This window comes from Desulfosporosinus youngiae DSM 17734 (assembly GCF_000244895.1).
In the GTDB taxonomy this organism is placed as follows: domain Bacteria; phylum Bacillota; class Desulfitobacteriia; order Desulfitobacteriales; family Desulfitobacteriaceae; genus Desulfosporosinus; species Desulfosporosinus youngiae.
On the sequence record NZ_CM001441.1, the window covers coordinates 3,032,070 to 3,054,158 of the forward strand.

General features: G+C 41.7%; 25 protein-coding genes. 1 reads left to right on the top strand and 24 read right to left on the bottom strand.

The features are described 5' to 3' along the window. The first annotated feature begins 175 nt into the window (after positions 1–175). Positions 176–892 (top strand): Crp/Fnr family transcriptional regulator, encoded by a 717-nt coding sequence (locus tag DESYODRAFT_RS14025; RefSeq protein WP_007784121.1) that lies wholly within the window; start codon positions 176–178, stop codon positions 890–892. On the opposite strand, the gene DESYODRAFT_RS14030 is transcribed toward DESYODRAFT_RS14025, so the two are convergent. From DESYODRAFT_RS14030 to DESYODRAFT_RS14145, 24 genes are all read right to left on the bottom strand, one after another. Then, entirely contained in the window at positions 884–1,483 is a 600-nt protein-coding gene (locus tag DESYODRAFT_RS14030) for a 4Fe-4S dicluster domain-containing protein (protein WP_007784122.1), read from the bottom strand. The genes DESYODRAFT_RS14025 and DESYODRAFT_RS14030 overlap by 9 nt on opposite strands. Before the next feature lie 361 nt (positions 1,484–1,844). Beyond that, positions 1,845–2,504: a phosphate signaling complex protein PhoU gene (gene phoU / locus DESYODRAFT_RS14035; RefSeq protein WP_007784125.1), complete on the bottom strand. Its 660-nt coding sequence runs from the start codon at positions 2,502–2,504 to the stop codon at positions 1,845–1,847. A gap of 108 nt (positions 2,505–2,612) precedes the next feature. Further along, on the bottom strand, positions 2,613–3,365 hold the full coding sequence (gene pstB / locus DESYODRAFT_RS14040; protein WP_007784126.1) for a phosphate ABC transporter ATP-binding protein PstB: 753 nt from the start codon (positions 3,363–3,365) through the stop codon (positions 2,613–2,615). Between the two features lie 30 nt (positions 3,366–3,395). Then, entirely contained in the window at positions 3,396–4,241 is an 846-nt protein-coding gene (gene pstA / locus DESYODRAFT_RS14045) for a phosphate ABC transporter permease PstA (protein ID WP_007784127.1), read from the bottom strand. Next, on the bottom strand, positions 4,238–5,119 hold the full coding sequence (gene pstC / locus DESYODRAFT_RS14050; RefSeq protein ID WP_007784128.1) for a phosphate ABC transporter permease subunit PstC: 882 nt from the start codon (positions 5,117–5,119) through the stop codon (positions 4,238–4,240). The genes pstA and pstC overlap by 4 nt, the downstream gene beginning before the upstream one ends. 265 nt (positions 5,120–5,384) lie before the next feature. After that, entirely contained in the window at positions 5,385–6,251 is an 867-nt protein-coding gene (locus DESYODRAFT_RS14055; RefSeq protein ID WP_007784130.1) for a phosphate ABC transporter substrate-binding protein, read from the bottom strand. 102 nt (positions 6,252–6,353) lie between these two features. Then, on the bottom strand, positions 6,354–7,040 hold the full coding sequence (locus tag DESYODRAFT_RS14060) for a response regulator transcription factor (RefSeq protein ID WP_007784131.1): 687 nt from the start codon (positions 7,038–7,040) through the stop codon (positions 6,354–6,356). A 194-nt stretch (positions 7,041–7,234) separates the two neighbouring features. Next, the gene (locus DESYODRAFT_RS14065; RefSeq protein WP_169315924.1) at positions 7,235–7,777 is read right to left on the bottom strand and encodes an ABC transporter permease family protein; all 543 of its coding nucleotides are present in this window, start codon (positions 7,775–7,777) and stop codon (positions 7,235–7,237) included. A gap of 105 nt (positions 7,778–7,882) precedes the next feature. Then, positions 7,883–9,382: an IS5 family transposase gene (locus DESYODRAFT_RS14070; protein ID WP_007783992.1), complete on the bottom strand. Its 1,500-nt coding sequence runs from the start codon at positions 9,380–9,382 to the stop codon at positions 7,883–7,885. A gap of 258 nt (positions 9,383–9,640) precedes the next feature. Next, a complete protein-coding gene (locus tag DESYODRAFT_RS14075; RefSeq protein ID WP_007784133.1) occupies positions 9,641–10,495 on the bottom strand; it encodes a PHP domain-containing protein in 855 nt (284 codons plus the stop codon). Further along, positions 10,488–10,931: a GNAT family N-acetyltransferase gene (locus DESYODRAFT_RS14080; protein WP_007784135.1), complete on the bottom strand. Its 444-nt coding sequence runs from the start codon at positions 10,929–10,931 to the stop codon at positions 10,488–10,490. The genes DESYODRAFT_RS14075 and DESYODRAFT_RS14080 overlap by 8 nt, the downstream gene beginning before the upstream one ends. Beyond that, on the bottom strand, positions 10,925–12,130 hold the full coding sequence (locus tag DESYODRAFT_RS14085) for an alpha-D-ribose 1-methylphosphonate 5-triphosphate diphosphatase (RefSeq protein WP_007784136.1): 1,206 nt from the start codon (positions 12,128–12,130) through the stop codon (positions 10,925–10,927). Before DESYODRAFT_RS14085 ends, DESYODRAFT_RS14080 begins: the two co-directional genes overlap by 7 nt. A gap of 82 nt (positions 12,131–12,212) precedes the next feature. Then, the gene (locus DESYODRAFT_RS14090; protein ID WP_042338588.1) at positions 12,213–13,076 is read right to left on the bottom strand and encodes a PhnE/PtxC family ABC transporter permease; all 864 of its coding nucleotides are present in this window, start codon (positions 13,074–13,076) and stop codon (positions 12,213–12,215) included. Beyond that, positions 13,076–13,825: a PhnE/PtxC family ABC transporter permease gene (locus DESYODRAFT_RS14095; protein ID WP_242833466.1), complete on the bottom strand. Its 750-nt coding sequence runs from the start codon at positions 13,823–13,825 to the stop codon at positions 13,076–13,078. The genes DESYODRAFT_RS14090 and DESYODRAFT_RS14095 overlap by 1 nt, the downstream gene beginning before the upstream one ends. A gap of 25 nt (positions 13,826–13,850) precedes the next feature. Beyond that, complete coding sequence (gene phnC / locus DESYODRAFT_RS14100) at positions 13,851–14,636, bottom strand: phosphonate ABC transporter ATP-binding protein (protein ID WP_007784140.1); 786 nt, start codon at positions 14,634–14,636, stop codon at positions 13,851–13,853. Positions 14,637–14,743: 107 nt separating this feature from the next. Beyond that, positions 14,744–15,760: a PhnD/SsuA/transferrin family substrate-binding protein gene (locus DESYODRAFT_RS14105; RefSeq protein WP_007784141.1), complete on the bottom strand. Its 1,017-nt coding sequence runs from the start codon at positions 15,758–15,760 to the stop codon at positions 14,744–14,746. A 100-nt stretch (positions 15,761–15,860) separates the two neighbouring features. Beyond that, complete coding sequence (locus tag DESYODRAFT_RS14110) at positions 15,861–16,574, bottom strand: phosphonate C-P lyase system protein PhnL (protein WP_007784142.1); 714 nt, start codon at positions 16,572–16,574, stop codon at positions 15,861–15,863. Further along, the gene (locus DESYODRAFT_RS14115) at positions 16,575–17,198 is read right to left on the bottom strand and encodes a DapH/DapD/GlmU-related protein (RefSeq protein ID WP_007784144.1); all 624 of its coding nucleotides are present in this window, start codon (positions 17,196–17,198) and stop codon (positions 16,575–16,577) included. It abuts the gene before it with no gap. Between the two features lie 121 nt (positions 17,199–17,319). Then, the gene (locus tag DESYODRAFT_RS14120; RefSeq protein ID WP_007784145.1) at positions 17,320–18,165 is read right to left on the bottom strand and encodes an ATP-binding cassette domain-containing protein; all 846 of its coding nucleotides are present in this window, start codon (positions 18,163–18,165) and stop codon (positions 17,320–17,322) included. After that, positions 18,166–19,020 (bottom strand): alpha-D-ribose 1-methylphosphonate 5-phosphate C-P-lyase PhnJ, encoded by an 855-nt coding sequence (locus DESYODRAFT_RS14125; RefSeq protein WP_007784146.1) that lies wholly within the window; start codon positions 19,018–19,020, stop codon positions 18,166–18,168. A 4-nt stretch (positions 19,021–19,024) separates the two neighbouring features. Beyond that, a complete protein-coding gene (locus tag DESYODRAFT_RS14130; RefSeq protein ID WP_007784148.1) occupies positions 19,025–20,146 on the bottom strand; it encodes a carbon-phosphorus lyase complex subunit PhnI in 1,122 nt (373 codons plus the stop codon). Then, complete coding sequence (gene phnH, locus DESYODRAFT_RS14135; RefSeq protein WP_007784151.1) at positions 20,147–20,743, bottom strand: phosphonate C-P lyase system protein PhnH; 597 nt, start codon at positions 20,741–20,743, stop codon at positions 20,147–20,149. 17 nt (positions 20,744–20,760) lie between these two features. Then, positions 20,761–21,183, bottom strand: a complete 423-nt coding sequence (phnG, locus tag DESYODRAFT_RS14140) for a phosphonate C-P lyase system protein PhnG (RefSeq protein ID WP_007784153.1) — start codon at positions 21,181–21,183, stop codon at positions 20,761–20,763. Positions 21,184–21,364: 181 nt separating this feature from the next. Further along, entirely contained in the window at positions 21,365–22,069 is a 705-nt protein-coding gene (locus tag DESYODRAFT_RS14145; protein WP_007784155.1) for a GntR family transcriptional regulator, read from the bottom strand. Positions 22,070–22,089 lie beyond the last annotated feature (20 nt).

The following is a 22,089-nucleotide window of genomic DNA, read 5'->3' on the forward strand; positions in this document are numbered from 1 at the left end:
TCAAGCTAAACCTAAACCTAAACCTAGTTTTTCCTCTGGAAGTACTAGCTATGCTGCTTTTTTCTGTTAAATAGTGTAATTAATCATTCTGCGGATTCCCTGACGTGCTATAATATAATAAGGAAAGCATGACCATAAATTACAGAGAAACTTCCCGAGAGGCTGGAGGGATAGAATGCTGAACGAGCAGCAACTTCGTGACATCTTAACGACTAAACTATTCTCAGGTAACATGCCCCCTGATTTCATTAATTTCTGTCTGACTCATGGAAGAATTCGTTATTATGCTCCCAAACAATATCTGTATTTCTCCGGGGATGAGGGAAATACGGTTTACTTTCTTATTTCAGGAAGAGTTCGGCTCTACTTAATGGGTGAGTTTACGGAAAAGATTATTCGCGTACTTAAACCACCTGTTTTTTTCCCTGAAATCATACTGGACGGAAAACCCTATCCTCATTCTGCGCTTTGTATTGAGGATACTGAAGTATTATCAATCGATCGGCACACGTTTATGCGCTTTATTGAAAGCAATCCATCCTTACTATGGATCTTTTATCGTGAACTTGCTTTGGATCTGCGTCGATCCTACCGGCAAATCAGAAACCTATCACTTGGGGATGCACGTTTACGTTTGGGCGCTAAACTCTTTGCTTTAGCCCATGTACATGGTTTGAAGTCTAAAAACGGGATTTTGATTACTATTCCCCTTTCCGCAACGGAACTTGCAGGCATGTGCAGTCTTGCCCGGGAGTCTGTGAGCCGCATATTAACTGAATTAAAAGAAGTAAAAATTATTGAAATTAATAAAAGAAATATTACCGTCTTAGATATGCAAACTCTGCGGGTGTGGATCCATGAACGAGCTGCCCGCTCCCGTTCACTAAACTGAAGAAGCTCTGCTTTCAAGGAAGTGTGTTAATCTCTCTTCCGGCTTGCTTTTCTTCATATAGTCGAGAATTATATTGCAAACCCATTCTACCACTTCTTCATCCGTCGAAACTTTTTTATCGAACGTTGCGAACCGGGGGTGTCTGCCTACTCGGCCACCAAGGCGTAAAATCCAACCGCTTTCTCCATTTGTTAAGGTCCCTGAAGGGCAAACAGTTTGACAGCTGCCGCAAGAAAGACATCGAGCTTTATCTATGCTTATTCCGCTCGGCTGCATTGATATTGCTTCTTCTAAGCAAGAGCGAACACAAGAGTTACATTTTAGACACATTGCCTCAGTGATTAGCGGAGTTACATATCCGGTAATGCTAAAGTCTTTAATATCAGGTCGGGAGCAACCATTTGGACAGCCGGCTAAACCAACTTTCGGAAAATGGTGATGCAGCAGTGGGCGAAACCTGTTTTCAAATGTTTCAAGAATATTTAACTCGGATAAATTGGTTGTTAATGCTTCATGAAGATCATTCCATTTACGGGCAGATTTTTGACAATCCGGCCGACAATGTTCAATCTGAAATCCTGTTTGCTTCATTTCCATTCCCCCAAAAATCTCCGATCATAATGAGCTTATTTTATCCTTCTGAGGTAGTGTAGCAAATATACTGAAACTAAAGTGTGGCTTAAATCACACAGTAAATTATTTACAAAAACAAATCGCTATGGCAGAAGAGGAATCTGCCATAGCGATTTGTTTTATTTTGTGTATCTAATACTTTCCAGTGACCGCAACTACTAAGGGTTTTGTGTTCAATGCCATGAATTAATTAGTTTTCTGGATATTGGCACACAGGCAAGTAACTTACGCTAGGAGACCCAAATGAATTATAGTATTGACTCAAGCTGGCCGCCCAAAGAGGGAAATACTTTACTTAAATATGAAGATGCCTTCTACTCTATTCGTTTAAATCCATTCTTTTCCCATTACAAATATAGACAATTTCTTCAGCAATATTAGTGCAATAGTCCCCTAACCGCTCTAAAAAGCGACTCGCAAAGAGAAGATAATTAGCTTGTGTTACTTTATTAGGGTCTTCCATCATCAGATCCTTAAGTTCCCCGAAGACTCCCGAATAGATTTTGTCAATCTTATCATCAATCAATGACATTTCTGCTGCAGTACCGCAATCTTCATTAATATATGCTTTAAGTCCAATATCAATCATTTCCAGAACCAAAGCACACATGAGCGGAATATCAGTTAACGGCTTTATGAATTTTTCCTGACCTATTCTGATCGTTATCTTTGCCAGATCAACCGACAAATCGCCCATTCTCTCCAGGTAAATAGAGATTTTAAAGCCAGCCACCAGCTTGCGTAAATCACGGGCAAAGGGCTGCTGAGTAGCTATAAGAAGAATGCATTTTTCTTCAATAATTGCTTGCAAATCATTAATCTCCAAATCCTTCACTACAATAGAGTTGGCTAATTCAAGATCTTGGTTCAGCAATGAACTTACAGCATTCGAAATTTGTTGGCTGACCATTTCCCCCAGGTTTAAAATATTTAAACGAAGTTCCTCTAATTCATTATCAAATTTCTGCCGGGTTGGCATTACAGCAGTCCTCCTCTCGATATCTAAAATTATTATAAGCGTGATTTCCACAAAAATATAGCGGTAAGCAACTTCCTCAAAATCAACAATAACAATAGACAGAGGTCATTAACCAAAGCGTCCGGATATATAATCTTCGGTCTTTTTCTTAGCCGGCCGGGTAAAGAGGATACTTGTTACATCCTCTTCGATTAAATCGCCACTTAAGAAAAATGCGGTTCGATCCGAGACACGGGATGCCTGGTGCATATTATGAGTAACAATCATGATCGTATATTTATCTTTCAACTCTGCAATTAATTCTTCAATCTTCATGGTGGAAATTGGGTCGAGTGCGGATGTAGGTTCATCCATCAATAAGATTTCCGGACCCACTGCTAAGAGGCGTGCTATACAGAGCCGCTGCTGCTGACCACCTGAAAGCCCTAATGCGGATTCATGCAAACGATCCTTGACTTCGTTCCATAAAGCTGCATCCTTTAAACTGGCTTCAACTATTTCACTCAGTTTTTTCTTATCGGTTTCTCCATGAATACGAGGACCATAAGCAATATTTTCAAAGACCGACTTTGGAAAAGGATTCGGATTTTGAAATACCATGCCTACCTTTTTGCGAAGTAATACTACATCCGTATCCGATGCATAGATATTCTGTCCGTCAATATTCACTTGCCCTGTAATTCTGACACCTGGGATTAAATCTTGCATTCGATTGAGAGTTCGTAAAAAGGTCGATTTACCGCAACCTGAAGGACCAATCAGGGCAGTCACACTTTTTTCCTTCATCGATAGACATATTTTATTTAAGGCTTGTTGATCACCATAAAAAAGGTCGAGATTATCAACCGCGATCTTATCCATATTGAATTCTCCTTACATCCCTATTGAGTATTACGCCTTATTTTTCCCTTGATGCCGATATTGCAGCCAACGACTGGGCAGGGTCAAACAAATGTTAAAGACGATCACCATGATGATTAACAGCGCAGCCGTTCCATCGGCAATTTGATCCGGATTTGTCCCTGGCAACGGATTTGACTTAACGGCGAATAAATGGACCGCTAATGTTTCTCCGGCCGCTAAAGGATTAACATCAAAGGGTATTCGTGAAACATTCATTCCCGCAGTAAAAATTAAAATAGCTGTCTCTCCCAACGCCCTGCCGGCGACAAGGGTTATTCCGGTAATAAGACCAGGAAGGGCTGTCGGCAGAATAACTTTTCGCAAGGTTTGCCACATGGTAGCTCCTAAGGCTAAACTAGCTTCTCGATAACTTCTGGGTACTGCTAACAAAGATTCTTCTGTAACACGAACTAAGATTGGTAAATTGAGTAAGGCTAGAGTAGCCGCTCCACCTAAAATAGTGAAGCCAAGACCTAACATGTTCACAAAGAGAATCATGCCGAAGAGACCAAATACTATGGATGGAACGCTCGCTAAACTCTCTGTGCTCAAGCGAATCAGGTCTGTAAGTTTATTTTTAGGGGCATATTCAGCCATATAGATTCCAGCACCCAAACCGACCGGCAGAGAAAAAATCAGCGAGAGAAATAAAATATAAAAGGAGTTGAAAAGTTGACCTCTTACGCCATCCGGACCATTGAAGAACTCAACTGTAAGATGAGGTAGACCTTTTCCCAAAATTAGAGCTAAGAAAGCAACTAGTAAAGCGACAATAGCTAGAGCTCCTAACCAAAGCAAAGCACTGGCAAACCGATCCGCTTGATGAGCTTTCAACGGGCTGCCCCCTTTCGTGAGGCTGTTCGAACAAGAATAATCATAATCAGGGCAATAATCAGAAGAATAAAGGCCATCATAAATAAAGCATTATTCCAAGTTGATCCAAAAGGAGTGTTGCCCATTTCCATAACAATATCACTGGTCAATGTGGATGTTGGACTCCCTAAAGAATCAGGGAAGCGCGGAGAATTGCCAATAACCATCTGTACCGCCATTGTCTCTCCGATAGCCCTGGCCATTGCCAAAATGATAGCGGTTAATATGCCTGGGGATGCCGCCGGTACAAGAACTTTGCGAATAGTTTGCCAGCGTGTCGCCCCTAAAGCTAGTGAAGCTTCTTTATAAGTTTTTGGTAAAGAGCGTAAAGCATCTTCCGAAAGACTAATAACCGTAGGCAAAATCATAATTGCTAATACGATGCCTGCAGCCAACATACCATAACCGGTCGGCGAGTTCGTCAGTTTGCCTGTAAAGCTCACGATGACCGTAATACCTACGTATCCGTATACTACTGAGGGAATTCCGGCAAATAAATCCGTGGCCGGACGCATAATAGCGCGTACCCATGGCGGAGCAATCTCAGCTAAAAATACAGCTCCCGCTAGTCCAAGGGGTCCGCCAAGCAGGATCGCGATAAATGTCGTTCCTAGGGAGCCCGCTATAAATGTAAGAGCTCCGAACTGTCCATTATCAGGGCTCCACTTGCTGCTGGTAAAAAACTCAAAGATGCTTACTTCTCGAAACGTGGATAAACCCTGCATGCCTACAAACCAAATAATACACAAAATAATCAATGAAACTAAAACTGCGCTGCTAATAAATAAATAGCGTGACAGACGATCATTGAAATATACCCAGGACTTAGGGTTAGTCAACCTTTTACACCTCCGCCAATCTTAATCCATATTATCAACTGCTGAATAGTCAACCTGGCACCGTTGAATTATTGAGCATGATTTATTCTAACTTATCTGTGTAAACTAGCAATTAAGGGAATGTAAAGTTTAGGTTAACTTTGTGGGATCGTTTAATTCTAATTCTTCTTGACCACAGAGAATAGGAGCAAGGAAAAACCTTGCTCCTATTCTCTGTGGCTTATCTATAGTTCTGTTAAACTTAAACTTGCGTATAAAACCGGTCTTATTTCTTAAGCATACTGACAGGGATAAATCCAGTTTTTTCAACATTCTTCTCTTGGAATTCTTTGCTCATAATATAATCTAAGAACGCCTTTACAGTTCCTGTTGGCTCTCCTTTAGTATACATGTGTTCAAAGGCATAAATAGGATACGTTCCGTTGGCAACTGTTTCTACGCTGTATTCTACACCATTATACTTCAAGGCCTTAACAGTGTCTTTCAAGTAAGCGGCATCACAATAACCGATTGCGCCGGAGGTTTGTGCTACACCAGTAATTAAGTTTCCGGTAGAATCCTGAGCCGCTGCCGCATCTGTAAAATCTTTTCCATCCATCACAATTTTACTGATCGTTGCACGAGAACCGGACGATTTAGCACGACCGATAATTGATATTTTGGAGTCACTGCCACCAACGTCTTTCCAATTGGTAATTTTTCCGGTGAAGATATCGGTCAATTGTTCTTTGGTCAAGTTATCGACTGTGACATCTTTATTAACAATAATGAGAAAGGGTGCAACTGCAACTTGATGATCGACTAAACCTTTATCTTTTAGTTCATCCGTAACTTCTACATCAGAGTTTCCGATATCTACAGAACCGCTGGCAACGTTATTCAGACCTGTAAATGATCCGCCGCCGCTTATGTTTACTTGTACGCCAGCATTCTTTGACATAAACTCATCGGCTGCTAATTTGACCAGTGGCTGGAGGGCTGTTGAACCAGCAGCGGAAATAGTTTTCTTTTCAACAGTTTGTGCAGGTGTTGTCTCCTTGGTTGGTTCTGCGGTTTGGCCGCAGCCCACCAAAGCCAGTAAAGCAAATAATGTGGTACCTACAAATGCGATCTTAGATTTCGTTTTAAACAAGTTTGTTTCCCCCTTAATTTTTTCTTGAGTGCAGATTGATTATACAAAATGTTTGTAAAGTCTTAATGAATTCAATGTAAACTTTAAGTTAAAGTTTTAATTTTACTCCCGACGGGTAAAAAGATAACCTACTCCCCTTACTGAATCAATAACCGGTCCTAAAGGCTTTAATTTATTTCTTAAATGACTAATATGCACGTCTAAAGCTCTGGTCCCTGTGCTGGAAAGATTGCCCCAAATCTTCTGTATTAAATATTCCCGGCTAAACACCTGGTAAGGATTGGCTACAAAGAGAACTAAAAGTTCGAACTCCTTTACTGTAAGGCTTAGAGGCTGTTCATCTAAAGTAACCAGGTAATTTTCTTGCCAAATCTCTAAAGTTCCCCACCTTAAAGGACTCTTTTTGGCTTCAGCTTTTCGTTGAACTTCTCTAAGCCTCGCTTTAATTCTCGCTAATAATTCTCTGGAATTGAAGGGCTTTGTTATATAATCGTCAGCTCCCAGTTCAAGGCCGATGACTTTATCTGTTACATCATCACTATCGCTCATTATAATTATTGGAACAGATCCAAATTCATTGTGTGATCGAATGGATTTACACACATCTAATCCATCAATAAACGGCAGAGTTTGATCTAAGATGATGATATCCGGACTTTCCCGCCTGGCCAGATCTAATCCTTGTTCACCGTCCGCAGCGATAAGTACAGTATGCCCTTCCCTTTCTAAATCATTGCGAGTAAGTTCTTGAATTTTAATTTCGTCGTCTACGAGCAAAATTTTGGCCACATCTTAACTCCCCTCAATAAATTTTCCTCCCTTACGAAATTTGTATCTAAAAGATCACCTACACATATCATAAGCTTTGTATGTAAAGTCTAAATGAACATAATGTAAAGTTAGTGTTAAATATTGTAATCTCAGTCAGAAAGGTAAGATAAATAACAGCTGTCTTCTGAAATAAATTCGAAGACAGCTGTTATTTATCTTACTTTATTCATAGAACCTGTTTCCAGAAGGATCGCTATCGCAAGAATCAAGTATGTCATAACCCCAATTTCCCCTGCTCCGGCAACCACACTCATGGAAATTGCATAAGCGAAGTTAATTTGAAATCTCATGTAAGACCAGGCTATCAAGTGGGTATTAAAGCATACTCTTCTATCTCTATTCTGAAAAAGCTCAAAATAGGGCTTAGATAAATAGCCAATCGAGTGAAATGTCATGCCAATTAGTGCCGCAGCACTGCCGAGTTCAGTAGATACTGCAAAAATAAATACCCATAATATTGTAGGAACTGGTCGGATAATAGTGACAAGTCCTTTGATAATATTGCTAATATATTTAGAATACATATCTTGAGCGGTTAACAACCCCAAGCCCAGAGAAATTAATCCACCGCTCAAGGTCGCGAATAAAGCCAGTCCTAAAGTCGTCATAATTTTCTGAACAGCGTTCCATAAGGTAAAGCTATGAGAATACGGGTACAGAAACATCATTTTAAAATGATCAAGTTTATCAGACAAACCCTTGAAAATCTCAATACTCTTATAATCCATCCTTAAACTAATGTAGATTGTCAATCCCGTAATAATTAGGGCTTGCTAACCGAATCCTTTTTATTCGTTCGATTACGCAAATACACCAATATCTGTAATTTGAAAATACCTCTTCAAAATTTGGACAAAAAGAACCCTGAGCTTATGCTCCAAGTTCATGACAAAGAATTGCATGCTAATCATGCACTCTGCTGTTTCTTTCAATTTAGCATAAACACGATCAAGGCCATATTTCCTTTTACCCTCGCCAAACTTGCCTTCTACAGCATTACGCATCTTGGCATCCATCCGTTCAATGGCCTTCTCTACTTTTTTCAGGGCATCTCCTGAGGGCCTGCCTAGTTTGGGACCGCTGAGCCGGATGTTGTGGTTTTTGCAATACGCCAGATTTTTGCGGTTACGGTATATCTTGTCGGCCAGCACCGCCTCAGGATAGCATCCATTACGGGCTCTGTAACGCTCTACGCTATCTATCAATGTTTCTGCTTCATTAAACGCGTCCCAAGACAATTTTTCGATGCGGCAGAATCCCTTCTCGATGCTTATGGCTACCTTAGCCCCGAATTCTACTTTGGCACTGGCTTTGCCGCGTACAATCGGTCGGACATGATCCTGATAGAGGTTGACGATTCGATCCGGTATCTGATGTTGTTTTGTCTTATACATTGTTTCCTGCTGCTCAATTACGGTTCGAATGGTTTCCAATAACTTGACTTGTCGGTTGCTTAAGGCTTCAAAGCCTGAGGGAATTTCTTTCAGCATTTGGTCAACGTGGCGAAGGTTTCTTTTACAATATTGCAATTGCTGCTTGATGCCTTTTCTAAGTTGCTTCTTTCTCGGACTCCGCTGTTTAGACACACTCAGATAAGCTTTTCTCGCTTTTTCACGGTAAGTTCTCGGCCGTTTGGTTGCTTTACCCTTCGCTTTATGAAGCGTATCAATGATCTCATCCAGTTTCTCGCGGGATTCGTTAAGCAGTCCGAGGTCTGTCGGATATTTTATATCGGCCGGTGTGCAGGTGGCATCAAGGATCAACATACCTTGATTCGGTTTGGATTCTTCTGAATCAGAGTCAGCAGGGGTTTTCTTCTCTTCCTTATCCGCATCCGGAAGATTAGGTCCTTGTTGATCATCATCGTTCTTCTCGGCTTCCTTTTCAGATGTTTTTGCCGCCCGCTCAGCTAAAGCAATGCGCTCGTTGATTTTAGCCATGCGGTCTTTCTTAAAGCGCTTGCGAAATTTCACCAGGGCGACTGGAGTCAAAGGACGAGTCAATTGAAACTCCTTGAGGCCTATGAACCATTGGAGATAAGGATTCTCCGTAATCTGCTGAACCGTTTCACGGTCAGTATAACCGCAGCGAGCTTGGATGATTAACGTACCGAGTGCCATACGGACCGGTTTGGCCACATTGCCACGATCACTCGGAAACATATGGGCGTATTCTTTTTCATACTCATCCCAAGGAATTATATTAGCTAATTGAACCCAACGATTTTCGGGATCCAGTTTCCCCGAAAAAGGCAGGATGAAATCATCTATGGTTAGCTGGGGACTCGGTTTACGGTACATTTTCAACCTCCAAGTGCACGGTTTTTTTAATCTAAATTCATATTTCCTTGCACTAAAGATTCGACGTAAATGCCCAAAAACCCTTGTTAAATCAGGTTTTTCCCTGGCGTTTAGCACTCGTTAGCAAGCCCTAATTAATAGTATTAATTGGATAATGTAAGCAAAATTGTGCTGCTCACAAATAGTTTTTGATTCATGTCTTGTTTCTTCTTTGACTCGGATCACAAAATCACCCTTCTATGATCTAGGGCCTCTCTTTTAGAGAAGCCTCCATCCTTCTTTTCTGGCTAACAGTTCATAAAGACATTTTACTTCCAACTCAGGACATCCCAATTCAACAGGTTTTTCCCCATAAAAGCCATGGAAATCCGATCCCCCTGTAATGACCAGTTTGTGCTTTTGCGCAAATTCCAAGGAGATTTGGCGATGATCTTGATTGTGAGTGGGATGAAACACTTCAATTCCTTCCAATCCCAACTCTACCCATTCATCAATTCCCTCGAAATTCGCAAACTGGCCCGGATGAGCAAGGACGGGAACCCCTCCGGCTTTTCTGACAGCCAAAATCGCGGCCCGAACGTCCAAGTATACGAGCGGAATATAAGCAATTCCTCGAGATTCAGGCGGGTTCCCTCTTTGGAAAAGAGTTTTGTATAGATCACAATAAATACTCTCACAATACCCTTTATCCAGTAAGGCATGCATAATATGCTGTTTAAAGACACCCGTTCCTCCTCTATAGTGCTGAACATCCTCCCAGGAAATATCATAGCCGGCGGAGCTGATCCTTTGAACCATTTCCTGGGATGTTTGGTTTCTGCTCTGAAGAAGTGGCGTACAAAGCCGATCCAAAGCGGGATGTCCCGGTTCAATATACAAGCCGAGGATATGCACTCTCTTATTTCTGCGGAAATCATAAGCAGATAGTTCAATCCCCGGCACTATCCCTATTCCTATCTCCCGGCCAAGGTTTATGGCCTCAGGTAAACCTATCGTTGTGTCATGATCTGTAATGGCAATATGAGTCAGTCCCTTTTCCTTAGCCAGTCGAATTACCTCTTTGGTACTTAGGGAATTATCAGATATCTTTGTGTGCACATGTAAATCAATCATTGCTGCCAACCTCTACCATAAAACTTATTCCATGCTGCATGAAGCCTAACTGTTCATAAAATTTGTGAGCTGAAACCCTCTTTTTATTGCTGGAAAGCATTAATTTATAACATTTTTCCTCTTTTGCTAATCCCATAATAAATTGCATTAATTCTTTTCCTACACCGCGTCCTCTGTACCTCTTACTAACGATCATACTTTCCGCAACAGCAAGTTTAGTTCCAAGATGCCCTAAGTTATCAAGCATTATGAGACTGCATGTGCCGATAAGGACTTTCTTATCTTCAGCGACAAAGATCTTATAATAGGGATATTCTTTCATCCTTTGCCATAGTTTCAACGCCTCATCGAGAGTAAGGACTTCTTCTTCGTCCATACCCTGCAAAAGTTCTATAACTTGAGGGAGATCCGTCTCTGTAGCCTGCCTGATCAACATACATTATCAACTCTTTCAATCTTTAACTCCTGAAAATCTGATTGAAAAACAGTCTTTCCGCCAACCAGAGTTTTTCTGAGAATGGGATAATTCTGATGTATCTCAACAATTATTAAATCCGCAGATTTTCCTACCTCTATAGTTCCAACATCACTATCAATCCCTAAGGCCATAGCCGGATTTAAAGTCACCAACTTGACGGCTTCAGTCAGCTTAATCCCTTCTTTAGTCAAATGAAAAATAGCCGGAAGCATTGCGCTGGGCAGATAGTCGGAACAAACGATATCTGCCGCATTATTATTAATAGCGTCGAACGCTCTCATATTATTACTGTGGGACTTACCACGGATAATATTAGGCGCCCCGACACAGACATGAATTCCTTTAGAACGAGCATAAAGAGCCGTTTCCAGATTGATAGGAAATTCACTGACAGTCCCTTGGCAGGCATAAAGAGTATCTATTTTCCCTTTTGAATCATCATCATGGAAGGCCAATCTAATTCCTTTACTTCTTGCGATTTTAGCCAAAGCCATTAGCTTTAGCCAATCGATCCTGGTCTGGTTTTCAATGGTTCTATCGATCATATCCTCAACTTCCCGCTCATTTTTACCATGCTGTTGTATGGTAAATTCCTTAAGTAACTCCGCATCTTTAAACTGGCCTTGACCAGGAGTATGGTCCATATAGGACATATAATCTATGCTCTTCTCCTTGATGAGACTTTCCAAAGCACTAACCCCAGCCAGGAAGGGCAATTCATATCTGAGGTGTATTTTGTGATGAATCATCGGACGAGTTCGCTTAAGCCGGTTTATGCTCTTAATGATATCCAGGATCGTGCTGATGTTTCGCACTCCCCATTCATCGCTCAAGGTCAGGGAATGATACATGGTCGTAATACCACTTACCACAAGCTTTTTTTCCAGTTCATAGAAAGACATATCTATCGGGAATAACGTATTGGGCCTGGGTTGTATCTCTTTTTCAATGGCATCACTATGCAGATCAATCATGCCGGGCATGATATAACAACCTTCCCCATCAATCATCGTGATATCTGAATAACACTTGACCCTTGGGAAATCACTTTCCTCTATCTCTGAAATCTTATTACCATCGATTACAATATGTCCCTTGACAACATCATTAGGCAAAATGATCAATGCATTATAAATACATACCCGCTCAGTTCTCATGTCAATACTCCTTCTATTTATTGTGAGCTGCCTGATTAATCCTTTATCAATCTCCAGTGAGCTTGTTCGGCGAACGAAGACCTTACGAACTCTTTTGGAGTCTGCGTTTAAACTGAGTTGAAACTACTTCGAGAACAATTGCAATAGCAATAATCAAATAGGTGATAAGGCCTACTTCATGTAAATCGAAGTAGAAATCCCCTGCCATAAACAAATCAAATCCAATTCCGCCTGCTCCGGCCGCAGCCCCCATCGCAACTGCATTAGCAAAATTGATTTCAAACCTCAAGAAGCTCCAGGAGAGCAAATAAGTTAGAGAGGAGGGCAGAACCGCTTGAAAAACAATCTGCCACCAATTAGCGCCACTCGCCATTAACGCTTCAATAACACTTCTATCCAGATCTTCGAAGGATTCAGAATAGGCCTTAGTCAAATAACTAACCGAATGAAAACTCATACCGATAATCGCCGCAGCACTGCCCAGTCCGGCAGCAACCGCAAAGATTAAAACCCATAAAATTGTAGGCACTGCTCGAATAATCGCGACAAAACCCTTAATTATATGGGTAACTTGTTTGGGCGCTAAATTCTGAGCAGCCAGCAATCCTAAAAACAACGCGACAATTCCGCCGATTAAAGTCGTCAGAAAAGCTAGACCCAAGGTCACGACAACATTATAGAACGCCTCCCCTAAGGTAAAACGATGTGACGAAGGGTGCAGAAAGATTGTCATAAAATTGACAACTGTATCGGCAAAACCCTTCATTAGATCAATACCCTGATAATCAATCGTCAAGAAGAAATAAATTGTTATAGCACTTAAGGCAAGCAAGACAACCCGCATGGCAATACCGGATTTGTTCAGGGGTTTGATAGGCGCAATGCTTATACTTTTTAGGTTATGGCCTACTTGCTCCCATCCGCGGATTGATTCTTCAAACTGCATCACAAAATCACCCTTCTGATTTTATTTGATATAACTTCAATGGTAATAACAGTAATCACGATAAAAAGTACGACTAGACTAGCTTCGTGATACTCGAACCTTTTGTAATACAAATCAAACAAAAACCCGATACCTGTTCCGGTAAGTACTCCAACCAAAGTAGCGTCACGAATGTTGGTTTCAATCATGTACAATAACCAGCTAATCATTTGAGGCATGCCGGCAGGTAACACAGCTTGAAAGATAATATGAAAATAACTGGCTCCGGACGCTTGCAGAGCTTCAATTGAGTTATTGCCAACTTCATCAATCGTTTCCATAAAAGCACGTGTCAGAAACCCAAAAGAACCCAAAAACAAGGCCAAATAACCAGTCAGCGGGCTTTGGTTGAACGCCAGCATTAACACCATGGCCCAAGCCACCAGGGGTATGTTCCGAAAAAGAGAAGCAATTCCCCTGCTAATAATACTAAATGCCCAATTTATCCTTGTTGTTTGAGAACCTGCCAAAGATAAGCATAAGGCAAACAGGGCAGCAACCGTTGTTGCCGCAATAGACATCAACACGGTTTCCTTCAATTTAGGCAATATCTCAGGTACGATTCTCAATGACTCAACATCAGGGTAAAAATTTGCTCCTCCCCAAGCCATCGCTTTCCATATGCTGAAAAATCCTTTCCTCACATCGTACTCAGTAATGATAATTGAACCAAAGGAAAGCACTAAGAGTAATGAAACAAAGACCAGCATGTTATTTCTTCGTTTGTTGAAAATGTCATCCCGCATGTCGTTCTCCTAAATCCGGCATCAAATCATCGGACTCTGAGCCATAAATCTCACGAATCTGTAGAGGGGTCAAATTCTCCGGAAATCCATCAAACACAACCTTTCCTCGATTAATGCCGATAATTCTGTCCGAATACTTCAGAGCTGCCTCTACTTGATGCAAATTCACAATGACCGTTATTCCCATTTCCTTGCAAATAGTTCTTAAGTGATCCATGATAATCTTTGCAGAATTAGGATCCAAGGAGGCAATCGGTTCATCGCAAAGAATTATCTTAGGATTTTGCACCAAAGCGCGGGCAATGCCAACCCGCTGTTTTTGACCGCCACTTAACTGATCGCACCGCTTATAGACTTGCTCCTCCAACCCCAAAATCTTGATAATGCGGAAAGCCTGAGCTTTTTCTGTTTGACTGTACTTGCCAAAGATCCCCGCCAATGTCGATTTATACCCGAGCCTGCCGTGGAGCACGTTCTCGATCACTGTCAGCCGGTCCACCAGGTTATAATGCTGAAAGATCATACCGATCTTTGTTCTTAGCTTTCTTAACATTTTCTTGCTCAGACTTGAAGTAATAACGCCGTCAATGGAGATTTGGCCTTTGTCTATTTCTACCATCCGGTTAATACAGCGCAGAAGAGTGGATTTCCCCGCTCCGGAAGGACCAATAATGGATACAAACTCCCCTTCATCGACGGAGAAACTAACATTATCTAGAGCACAAAATTGGCTGTTATAATTTTTTGTGACATGGTTCAATTCTAATAAAGCCATACAATCTTCCCCTGTCCATCAGATTATGAGTGGCAGCATCTAAGAAGTTGATTGCTGCCACTCCTCACCTATACAAAAGACTAATCAGGAATGGTCATCCCGCCCCTTTATTTGCTTAGATCACGGATAGGCTGATAAAAGGAATCTTCTACTGTAAGAAAACGCTGCGGTGCATTGAAAAACCCTTTCATTTTAGAGTCTTTAGGGATAAAGATCTTTTCATTATTAGTAACTTCATCTGAAGTGAGCGCCTGAATCATAGCGTCGATGGTTGCCTTGCTTAATTCGCCTGAATTAACAGCAAAGGGTGGGTTAATAACCGGGGTTGAGTCAATGACCACAAATTGCTTTCCCGCTAATTTGCTGAACGGATCTGTAGCATCTTTTTTAACAGTATAGACTGCCCCGGGAGTGTTGTCTTTTCCCCCTGCAAGCTCTACATAACTGATTACATCAATATCATCGACCGCAGAGACTTCGGATTTATCTGTGAGCACGTTGACTAAGGATAGTTGGTGAGACCCTCCAAAAATTACTTGACTAAAAAGTTTATCACTGCCGCCTTGAAGCAGGTTTTCTGCTTTGAGGTCCTTCCACTTGTCTTGTTTTGAGAAATGAGCTACGATACCGGCTGAAGGCACTTTAAAACCAGATGTTGAACTCGTTGAAACAAAGGAGAACCTTTTCCCTGCTATGTTTTCCAACGAATAATCCATACCGGATTTGTATTGATCTTCATTGCCTTTTTTAACAACAATCCGACTATAATACATGGCATCTTGCAAAGTACCCGATGAGCCGCTGTTCACTACAAGCGGAATAACCTTACTATTTTTTTCATGAGCCTCTACATATGATTCCCCTCCGAGAAAGGCAATTTGGGCATTACCGCTGGCTATCGCCTCAACCGCAATGGCGTAATCTGTGGTCAATTTGTCCGCCACTTTTTTGCCTGTAGCTTTTTCGATAACCTTACCGATTTCGGCCCGGGTATCCTTGAAATCTTCTGCAGCATTATTCGGCAGCCAGGCGATAGTGATAGTATCCGGTTCTTTTGCCCCACACCCTACTAAAAGGAACGCAACCAGAATGACAACCAGAGCAAATACTCCTGCTTTTTTCACGTCTATTCTCCTCTCAACTTTAAAAATGATTATACCCTTGGATAACCGCACTCTTATTTTACCTGAGAATGATTAAGCCCCTATTATGTCACTGTAACTATTAGGTTAAATTTTCAATATCCTCCAATTTCCCATTTCGCATCGTGTATTCCCGACTGCAGAGATTTTCCATAAACTCAAGATCATGAAAGATTCCTATCATGGTTGTTCCTTCTCGTTTTAATTGCTCGATCAGTTCTCTTACTTTTAATTTGGAGGCATGGTCCAAACTTGCTGTAGGTTCGTCCAAAAGCAACAGCCTTGGACGCTTTACCATCGCTCTGGCAATATTCAAACGCAGCTTTTCCCCTCCGGAAAACGTGCTCGGATAGCAGTCCCATAATCCTCTGTCCAATTCAAAATGCTCCAGCATACTATTGGCTTCCCATTCTGCGTACTCTTCTTTGTGTCCCATCTCCAAGACGGCATGCTTGACCAGCTCCTGAGCCGTTGTCCGGGGCATAGTGTTTAAAAATTGAGATACATAGCCAATCTCATGTTTCCTGAGATAAACCATTTGTCGTTCAGATAGTTCCGCTATGTTTACAAGTCCAAAGTTTTTGGATTGATACCATATACTCCCTTTTTGCGGTATATAAGTACGATAAATGCACTTAAAAACAGTTGATTTCCCGCTGCCGCTTTTCCCTGTGATTCCGACAAATTCACCTTCTCTCAAGTCAAGACAAATATCCCGCAATGCTTCAATTTGCTTGCCTAAATTATGGATCATAAAAGATTTCGATAAGTGCTTAATGGTTAGTATCTCCTGCATTTACTCACCCGCTCTATAATGCTTGTCAATGAATTCATTAATAGGAAGGCAAAAGTCATCAAGCCTTGCTTTAATGGTCTCATAGGGCCAGTCCCACCACTTAATAGCTTCCAGTTTGCTTAGGATATCCTCAGCAAATCGCCGCTTGATTGGTTTAGCCGGCACTCCAACTACGACCCTATAGGGATCAACATCTTTCGTCACCACTGCACCACTCCCTACAACCGCTCCATTGCCAATCCTCACACCAGGCATGATGATCGCACCATGTCCAATCCAGGTATCATGTCCAATATAAGCTTTTTGCTCTCTTCGCCATTGATAGAACAACTCATCATCTGATTCAGCCAAACCATACTTTATCCGCCGGTAAGTAAAGTGGTGCAGAGTCGGCCTTTCTACAGGATGAAACACCGGGCCGATTCTTACCATGTCGGCAATATTAGAAAACCTGCCGATTTCAACGTTTTGTAAGGTACAAAAGCGGCCGGTATAGGAGAAATCCCCCAATACAACATTTTCGAAAACGTTATAAAGTCCAATCTCGGTATACCTACCTAACTCAGCATTGTACAATTGACAGTTCTCATGGATGGTTGGAGCTTCGCCAAGTCGAAGGATCATTTTTCCTCAGTCCTTTCACATTTATCCAATCCTACCTGCAAGCGGGCATAACAGCCTCATATTCTGTCTTTTCATAAGGAACATTTTGCAGCCTTGGCTAATAAAATTCCCTTCTATAAAATTAAAGGAGGGATTGTACTAACTGCTGTGTATAAGGATGCTGAGGATCTTCCAGGATCTGGTCGGTCAAACCTTGTTCAATAATCCTTCCATCCAACATCACAATGGTTCGGTCCGCCAGCATTCTAATCACGCCTAAATCATGGGAAACAATGACTACTGTAATCTTCAACTCTCTCTGGATACTCTTGATTAAATCAAGGACACTGGCTTGTACCGACAAATCCAGCCCCGTTGTTACTTCATCGAGCAGGAGCAGGGAGGGATTATTGGATAATGCTTTAGCAATTTGAACCCTCTGCTGCATTCCGCCTGAGAAGTTCTTGGGAGCTTCTTTCATACGGTAAACCGGTATGTTGACGTGCTCCAGTAATTTTTTTCCTCTCTCTTCCATCGTTCCGACACGCCTGTTTCCGGCAGAAATTAGTTTCTCGGCGATATTGCCAATGGATGAAACGTTCATCTTTAAACCCATACGCGGATTCTGGTAGACTTTTCCCATCCTATGATTTCTTATATATCGTTTTTGTTGGGACAATTCTGCCAAGACATTCGCTTTTCCGTCCTTGTGGGAGCTAATATAAACCTCTCCGCTGCTTACCCCCTGGTCGAAATACAGACAATCCATTAAGGTTGACTTGCCGCTGCCGCTTTCACCGACAATTCCTAATATTTCTCCCCCATACACCTCAAACCGGATATCCCTGCAGGCGTAGACCGTACCGCAGGCAGGACAATAATTTTTTAGCAGATTGTTTCTTTTTGAATCTCTGCAGGACACACACCCGCTGCCATATTGTTTATTTAGATTGCGGATAGACAAGACAGGCTGTTCAAAAACTTCCATTTACGCTCCCTCATCCTCTTGATTTTGGTTCAATTTCTGCAAACAATAGCTGGAATCGTTGCATTGATAAAAGGTTTCACCCGTTGCATCATTCAGTATTTCATCTAGAAATACTCCTTCCGCCCCACACAATCTGCAGCACTTATCCCGGAATGATTCAACTTCAAAAGGATAATCTTCAAAATCAAGTGATACAACCTTTGTATAGGGTGGCACAGCATACACCTTCTTTTCACGGCCCGCACCTAAAAGTATCAATGCCGGAGAACTATTCAGCTTAGGATTATCAAATCTCGGGATAGGGCTGGGAGCCATAACATACCTGTTATGAACCATAACCGGATGGTCTGCACCCGTTGATGTTGTTCCATAGTTCATGATTTGCTCAAATAGCATGAGCCATCCGCCACTATACTCTTGTTCGGCATGAAGCTTTTTAGTTTCATATTCACTCGGCTCATAATATCTCAAGGGTTCTGGCAGCGGTACCTGAAGAACGAGAATCTGACCAGTTTGCAGTGGGATTTCCGGTATTCTATGTCTTGATTGAATAATGCTTGCTTCTGATGTTTCGTTGGTTACTGCGATACCGGTTGTCGCGGCAATGAGCTTCTTAATATTGACGGCATTAACGGATTCATCTGAGCCTTGGTCGATGACTTTAAGAACATCCTCTTTGCCCACAAGGGAAAGGGTCAACTGAAGTCCTCCCGTTCCCCAACCTCTGGCAATGGGCATCTCTCTTGAAGCGAATGGAACCTGGTACCCGGGAATAGCAATCGCTTTTAAAGTCGCTCGTCTAATTTCCCGTTTTGACCCTTCGTCAAAAAAGGCAAAATTATACTTGTTATTCATTAATTCAGCTCCTAATGGTTTTCACAGTGTTCTCGCTTTTTGACTTACGGACACTGTCAAGTTTAGACTGAAAGGTCACATAGTGAGGTAACTTAAGATGGGAAATAAAACCTGTCGATTCAACCGAGTCAATATGCAAAAGGACAAATTCCTCGTTATGAGTCGGGTACTCTTGATTACCTGTTTCCAGACAATGGTCCAAGATACTCATGGCAATCGCCTTAGTTTCATTTTGTCCATAACAAATTCCATACCCCAAGCTGAACTCAATCTCTTTTTGCCCATTTAATCTTTGAACATCTTTCGGAAACACCGTCTCTACTTCAGTCAGTTTGATTTCTCCGATATAATAAGCCTCTCCGTCCTCATTCCGTTCGTCGAAGGGATTATCAACATAGATGGGCAGGTTTCCAATCCGTAATTCTCCTACCGTCGGATGCAGTGCCCCATAACTGCGCAGGGCTGCATACCCTAATGCAGCAACAGCACCCGTCTGCCCCCGCGTTAAAATCTGAAGTCTCTCACTGCGGCTGGCAGGAAACTGCAAACTCTCTTTCGTAACATCGTCGGGCTCGCTATCATCATTTTCACAAGCTGAAATCAGACCTTCCTCCCGCAGATAATCCAAAACTTTAGGGAGATTGGCTAAATCAGCCGTTTCTTCGTCACATCCACTTTCCCAGGCATAGTCGCGTACCCAGTTAATGACCTCTTGGTCTGTTTCTTCGCTTAACTTAAAGTCGATTAAGCGATGAGTATAATCATTGGCCGCACCTAAGATCTGTCCACCGGGAATGTCTTTAAAACTTGCCGATATTCTTCGTTCCACCAGCATATCTGAGCCCTCAAGCGTCCGCGAATAATGCTTGCGCGGCAAGGTCGAACGATAGGCCCTCATGAGAAAGACTGCTTCCTCAGGACTTCCTTCGGCCTGCTTAATCGCCAGCGCTGCCAGAGTCTCATCGTAGAGACTGCTTTCCGACATAACCTGGTCAATCAGACAGCGCATGCCCCCTTCAATTCTGTCACAATCCAAAACTATGCCCTTTTTCAGCCGTTCATATTTAAGTCGTTTGATGGACTCTTCAATAGCAGAAGTTCCACCTTTTATTGCTACATAGCCCATCTATTGAACCACCTGTTTGAGGATTTGTGTTGTACGCGGAAGACATAAAATGTTGTCGTTTGGATCCGTAAAGATAAGATCGATTCCCAAGGGATATTCAGAATTTTTCTCAGACCGTAAATCTACCCAATCATCTATCGTCTTTACATTAATATAGCGTTCATTTGCGATGCCCGGACCTGTTAAGGTTAGCATTCGATCATTGCTTAGAGATTCCGCTTCAACGATAATAGTTGCTGCTGCATGAGGGTCCAGCAAATCTCCCGGATAGGCCTTTCTAAAGGCCTTCTCAAAATCCTCTGGTTTAGAATCCTTCAAAACCAGAATATAATTTGCACTCTCAGCTTCTGTCGCTTTAGCATAGGTTAACTGGTTAATGAGCTTATTAATTTCGGCTTCGCGTTCGGAATACACCTTAAACTTCACTTCGGTATCTAATAGCATCATTACCATCACTAAGGTTGAATTTAAACAACCACTCTCTATATTCACCTTGTCTGCCTGATTACGGATATTACTGATCAAGCCCGGCCTTGACATCGAATCCAGCGTTTTACGATAAGCTGCTTGTATATCATGAACTAAATCGAGTTTCATCGGCTTCCTCCTCTTACCTAAACCTTCATAGTGTCAAAGTTGACTTTTGTTTTGAGGACTTTGTTCTTTAGCCCTTCACATTCTTCATTAATGCAGGCTTCTTCCCGCAATAAAATCTCTGTCCAAGCCTTTGTCTGTGGTAAATTCGCATTATATGCTGCATCAATCATTGCCAGATTGTAGGCAAGTGCGGGTTCATGTCCCTTGACCATACCGATTCCTAAGGATTCATTGATCATAACCTTACATTCCGTAATCAATATCTCACCTAAGTAGAATAAACTTCGTTTAGCACTTTCCCGCACTTTAACCATCACCAGACTCGTATTGGGTTCCTCAATGATCTTTACATCATAGCCGGTTTTTATTTCTTGGGCTAACTTTCCTGAAACCTCTGCCGAACCTTTGATTAATATCTCAGTTCTTTTATTCCTAATCATTAATCAGCCTCCCTTGGCATACGTCTGCCACAAAAACATCATAACTTGTTGCCAAGTTGGCGTTGTTAAAGCTTTGTATGTATTAGGTTAAATCTCTGTAAACCTAAAAAACCAGGGCTAATAGCTTAAAATAGCCCTATGCATAAGCATAAAGCTATTTCCTGAGCGAACCTTTATCCATTTAGGGTATAACACACGAAAAACAATCACTTCTATAATAAATCCTTACATACTCCAATACTCTGCCGGTCTTTTTATCCGTACAGCCCGATTCCAAGACCAAAAGCGGTATGAATGAATTACAATTCAACACTTGTCGTTGCAACTTAGTCGGCAAGGAAACGCTAAGGATGCTGGGTTTTGAACAAAATTCTGTATATCCTTTGCTATTGTAGTATTTGAACATAGACGAAATTTCCATACCCACTGCATCGATATCGTTAAATACTGATTTTGCTACATAGGAAATATGAAGTGCAATGGGTTGTTGTTCAATATACCTCAGTCTCCCTATTTTGAAAACTCTTTCCTCTTGCTCTGTTTCTAAATAGTTATAAATCTTCTTGATATAATTAATCTCCCGACAGAATAATGTTTCCGATTGAAAATCATACCCTTTTTCTATCATTTTCTGACTGAAACTCACATCCCCGGATAGAACAAGCTCGATTTGCTTATTTCTGTCTTTGACATAGCTTCCTTTGCCCTGCTTTTTATAGATATATCCCAATTCTTCGAGTCTTTCATAGGCCTTCCGGGCAGTAGTTCTAGGCACCTGGTATTGATCTGCCGCCTCATTTTCCGACGGCAGTTTATCATGAGGGTTATATTTACCTGAGAGAATCTGAGAAACTAACTTATCTGCTATTTCAATTGAATTTGACATTTTTAATGCTCCTGCAGCCT

Coding starts and splice junctions, on each gene's coding strand:
- phoU (WP_007784125.1), bottom strand. CDS start 2,504: ATGCCAACCCGGCAGAAATTTGATAATGAATTAGAGGAACTTCGTTTA.
- DESYODRAFT_RS14025 (WP_007784121.1), top strand. CDS start 176: ATGCTGAACGAGCAGCAACTTCGTGACATCTTAACGACTAAACTATTC.
- DESYODRAFT_RS14130 (WP_007784148.1), bottom strand. CDS start 20,146: ATGGGCTATGTAGCAATAAAAGGTGGAACTTCTGCTATTGAAGAGTCC.
- DESYODRAFT_RS14145 (WP_007784155.1), bottom strand. CDS start 22,069: ATGTCAAATTCAATTGAAATAGCAGATAAGTTAGTTTCTCAGATTCTC.
- phnG (WP_007784153.1), bottom strand. CDS start 21,183: ATGATTAGGAATAAAAGAACTGAGATATTAATCAAAGGTTCGGCAGAG.
- pstB (WP_007784126.1), bottom strand. CDS start 3,365: ATGGATAAGATCGCGGTTGATAATCTCGACCTTTTTTATGGTGATCAA.
- DESYODRAFT_RS14075 (WP_007784133.1), bottom strand. CDS start 10,495: ATGATTGATTTACATGTGCACACAAAGATATCTGATAATTCCCTAAGT.
- DESYODRAFT_RS14090 (WP_042338588.1), bottom strand. CDS start 13,076: ATGCAGTTTGAAGAATCAATCCGCGGATGGGAGCAAGTAGGCCATAAC.
- DESYODRAFT_RS14080 (WP_007784135.1), bottom strand. CDS start 10,931: ATGTTGATCAGGCAGGCTACAGAGACGGATCTCCCTCAAGTTATAGAA.
- DESYODRAFT_RS14110 (WP_007784142.1), bottom strand. CDS start 16,574: ATGCAGGAGATACTAACCATTAAGCACTTATCGAAATCTTTTATGATC.
- DESYODRAFT_RS14125 (WP_007784146.1), bottom strand. CDS start 19,020: ATGAATAACAAGTATAATTTTGCCTTTTTTGACGAAGGGTCAAAACGG.
- DESYODRAFT_RS14095 (WP_242833466.1), bottom strand. CDS start 13,825: ATGCTGGTCTTTGTTTCATTACTCTTAGTGCTTTCCTTTGGTTCAATT.
- phnH (WP_007784151.1), bottom strand. CDS start 20,743: ATGAAACTCGATTTAGTTCATGATATACAAGCAGCTTATCGTAAAACG.
- DESYODRAFT_RS14085 (WP_007784136.1), bottom strand. CDS start 12,130: ATGAGAACTGAGCGGGTATGTATTTATAATGCATTGATCATTTTGCCT.
- DESYODRAFT_RS14120 (WP_007784145.1), bottom strand. CDS start 18,165: ATGGAAGTTTTTGAACAGCCTGTCTTGTCTATCCGCAATCTAAATAAA.
- DESYODRAFT_RS14030 (WP_007784122.1), bottom strand. CDS start 1,483: ATGAAGCAAACAGGATTTCAGATTGAACATTGTCGGCCGGATTGTCAA.
- DESYODRAFT_RS14070 (WP_007783992.1), bottom strand. CDS start 9,382: ATGTACCGTAAACCGAGTCCCCAGCTAACCATAGATGATTTCATCCTG.
- DESYODRAFT_RS14115 (WP_007784144.1), bottom strand. CDS start 17,198: ATGATCCTTCGACTTGGCGAAGCTCCAACCATCCATGAGAACTGTCAA.
- phnC (WP_007784140.1), bottom strand. CDS start 14,636: ATGGCTTTATTAGAATTGAACCATGTCACAAAAAATTATAACAGCCAA.